The 3323-nt window shown below is 54.6% G+C and carries 1 tRNA gene and 2 rRNA genes; all 3 read right to left on the bottom strand.

Annotation, left to right across the window (positions count from 1 at the left end):
- The 3 genes from Mspo_RS19165 to Mspo_RS19155 all read right to left on the bottom strand — a co-directional run bounded on the left by Mspo_RS19165 (position 1) and on the right by Mspo_RS19155 (position 3208).
- A tRNA-Met gene (locus Mspo_RS19165) sits at positions 1-77 on the bottom strand.
- A gap of 103 nt (positions 78-180) precedes the next feature.
- A 5S ribosomal RNA gene (rrf, locus tag Mspo_RS19160) occupies positions 181-295 on the bottom strand.
- A gap of 74 nt (positions 296-369) precedes the next feature.
- Positions 370-3208, bottom strand: a 23S ribosomal RNA gene (locus tag Mspo_RS19155).
- Positions 3209-3323 lie beyond the last annotated feature (115 nt).

Genomic DNA, 3323 nt, shown 5'->3' with positions numbered 1-3323 from the left:
TGGTTGCGGGGACAGGATTTGAACCTGTGACCTTCAGGTTATGAGCCTGACGAGCTACCGGGCTGCTCCACCCCGCGGCAAAGACGAGAATAGGGAGCGGCGAATGGCGAATAGATGTCGTCTACTCGCTATTCGCCGCTCCCCATTCGCACATCGTGATCGGAAATTTGTCCTTTGCAGGCCTGGCGACGACCTACTCTCCCAGGTCTTGAGACATAGTACCATTGGCGCTGAAGCGTTTGACGGCCGAGTTCGGGATGGGATCGGGTCTGATCGCTCCGCCGAGGCCACCAGGCCGGCAAAGGACAAGTGAAGCAAACTATGTGTCTTTCGATCGCATCCCATTGGGATGGGCATGGATTAATGAGAACGATCAAGCCGATCGAGCTATTAGTACCGGTAAGCTCCACGCATTGCTGCGCTTCCACACCCGGCCTATCGACGTGGTCGTCTTCCACGGCTCTCGAGGGAGAACTCGTTTCGAGGTGGGTTTCCCGCTTAGATGCATTCAGCGGTTATCCCGTCCATACATAGCTACCCTGCACTGCGACTGGCGTCACAACAGGTCCACCAGAGGTATGTTCATCCCGGTCCTCTCGTACTAGGGACAAATCCTCTCAATTCTCCGACACCCACGGCAGATAGGGACCGAACTGTCTCACGACGTTCTGAACCCAGCTCACGTACCACTTTAATCGGCGAACAGCCGAACCCTTGGGACCTTCTCCAGCCCCAGGATGTGATGAGCCGACATCGAGGTGCCAAACAACTCCGTCGATATGGACTCTTGGGAGTTATCAGCCTGTTATCCCCGGCGTACCTTTTATCCGTTGAGCGATGGCCCTTCCACGAGGGACCACCGGATCACTATGACCGACTTTCGTCTCTGCTCGACTTGTCTGTCTCGCAGTCAGGCAGGCTTATGCCATTGCACTCGACGAGCGATTTCCGACCGCTCTGAGCCCACCATCGCGCGCCTCCGTTACTCTTTGGGAGGCGACCGCCCCAGTCAAACTGCCTACCATGCGCTGTCCCGGCCCCGGATGACGGAGCGCGGTTAGACATCCATGACGATAAGGGTGGTATTTCAAGGGTGGCTCCACGCGAGCTGGCGCCCGCGATTCAACGCCTACCACCTATCCTACACATGCCGACACGAATGCCAGCGCAAAGTTACAGTAAAGGTGCACGGGGTCTTTCCGTCTGACCGCAGGAACCCCGCATCTTCACGGGGAATTCAATTTCACTGAGCTGACGCTGGAGACAGCGGGGAAGTCATTACGCCATTCGTGCAGGTCGGAACTTACCCGACAAGGAATTTCGCTACCTTAGGACCGTTATATTTACGGCCGCCGTTTACCGGGGCTTCAATTCGGTGCTTGCACACCTCCTCTTAACCTTCCGGCACCGGGCAGGCGTCAGACCCTATACGTCATCTTGCGATTTCGCAGAGCCCTGTGTTTTTGGTAAACAGTTGCCACCCCCTGGTCTGTGCCCCTCCGATCCGCTTGCGCGAACCGAAGGCCTCCTTATTCCGAAGTTACGGAGGTAAATTGCCGAGTTCCTTCAGCGTCATTCTCTCAAGCGCCTTGGTATACTCTACCTGTCCACCTGTGTCGGTTTCGGGTACGGTCTGATGCAGGGGCTATTTCCTGGCGCAGGCTCACCGCCCGGACAATCCAGTAAGTCCGAACGATTTACCCCACGCGTCACCTCCTGCTGGCCCACGATTATTAACGTGGTTCCCATCGACTACGCCTTTCGGCCTCGCCTTAGGGGCCGGCTAACCCTGCGAAGATTAACTTTACGCAGGAACCCTTGGACTTTCGGCGACACTGTCTTTCACAGTGTTTCTCGTTACTCATGTCAGCATTCGCACTTCCGATACCTCCAGGATGCCTCACGGCTGTCCCTTCTCAGGCTTACGGAACGCTCCGCTACCGCTCACCCTTGCGGATGAACCCAAAGCTTCGGCTCGTGGCTTGAGCCCCGGTACATCTTCGGCGCGGAAACCCTTATTTAGACCAGTGAGCTGTTACGCTTTCTTTAAAGGATGGCTGCTTCTAAGCCAACCTCCTGGTTGTTTTGGGATTTCTACATCCTTTCCCACTTAGCCACGAATTGGGGGCCTTAGCTGTTGGTCTGGGTTGTTTCCCTCTCCACAATGGACGTTAGCACCCACTGTGTGTCTCCCGCATAGTACTTCCAGGTATTCGGAGTTTGGTTAGGTTTGGTAAGTCTGTGGGACCCCCTAGCCCATCCAGTGCTCTACCCCCTGGAGTATTCATACGAGGCGCTACCTAAATAGCTTTCGCGGAGAACCAGCTATTTCCGAGTTTGTTTGGCCTTTCACCCCTAATCACAAGTCATCCGAGTCTATTTCAACAGACACCGGTTCGGTCCTCCAGTGCGTGTTACCGCACCTTCAACCTGCTCATGACTAGATCACTCGGTTTCGGGTCTATTGCTACGAACTGAACGCCCTGTTCAGACTCGCTTTCGCTGCGCCTACGCCTATCGGCTTAAGCTTGCTCGCAACAATAAGTCGCTGACCCATTATACAAAAGGTACGCCGTCACCCTTGCGGGCTCCGACTGTTTGTAGGTATCCGGTTTCAGGAACTGTTTCACTCCCCTCGTCGGGGTGCTTTTCACCTTTCCCTCACGGTACTGGTTCACTATCGGTCGCTGAGGAGTACTTAGGCTTGGAGAGTGGTCTCCCCATCTTCAGACAGGATTGCACGTGTCCCGCCCTACTCATGTCTCCTGAATCTCGAAATCCGTACGGGGCTGTCACCCACTACGGCCCGACTTTCCAATCGGTTCCGGTTAGAAATACAGAAGAACTGGCCTGGTCCGCGTTCGCTCGCCACTACTAACGGAGTCTCGTTGATGTCCTTTCCTCTGGGTACTTAGATGTTTCAGTTCCCCAGGTTCGCTTTTGTATCCTATGTATTCAGATACAAATACCTTCTTATGATCTCTGCTAGTCCGAGGACATGCGTCGTCAGACAACCGCACGAAAGTCGAAGACGATTGTGCTCGTCTCGACTTCCTCGGATTAACAGAGATCGAAGGTGGGTTTCCCCATTCGGAAATCCGCGGATCAAAGCTTGTTCGCAGCTCCCCACGGCTTATCGCAGCGTACCACGTCCTTCATCGCCTCTCAGCGCCAAGGCATCCACCGAATACCCTTAAGGCACTTGATCGCTCTCATTATCGATGCCCACCGCTCGGCAGCGGCTTATCTTCGCATGAGCCCGAAAAGTGGTTTAGACTTTTCAGATAAGCTTATGCGCAAATAACGCATCGATAGAAAGACCA

Origin of the sequence: Methylosinus sp. Ce-a6 (assembly GCF_009811655.1) — a bacterium.
Classification (GTDB): Bacteria; Pseudomonadota; Alphaproteobacteria; order Rhizobiales; family Beijerinckiaceae; genus Methylosinus.
The sequence above is the reverse complement of the archived record's forward strand: the minus strand, read 5'-3'. Positions and strand labels throughout refer to the sequence as shown.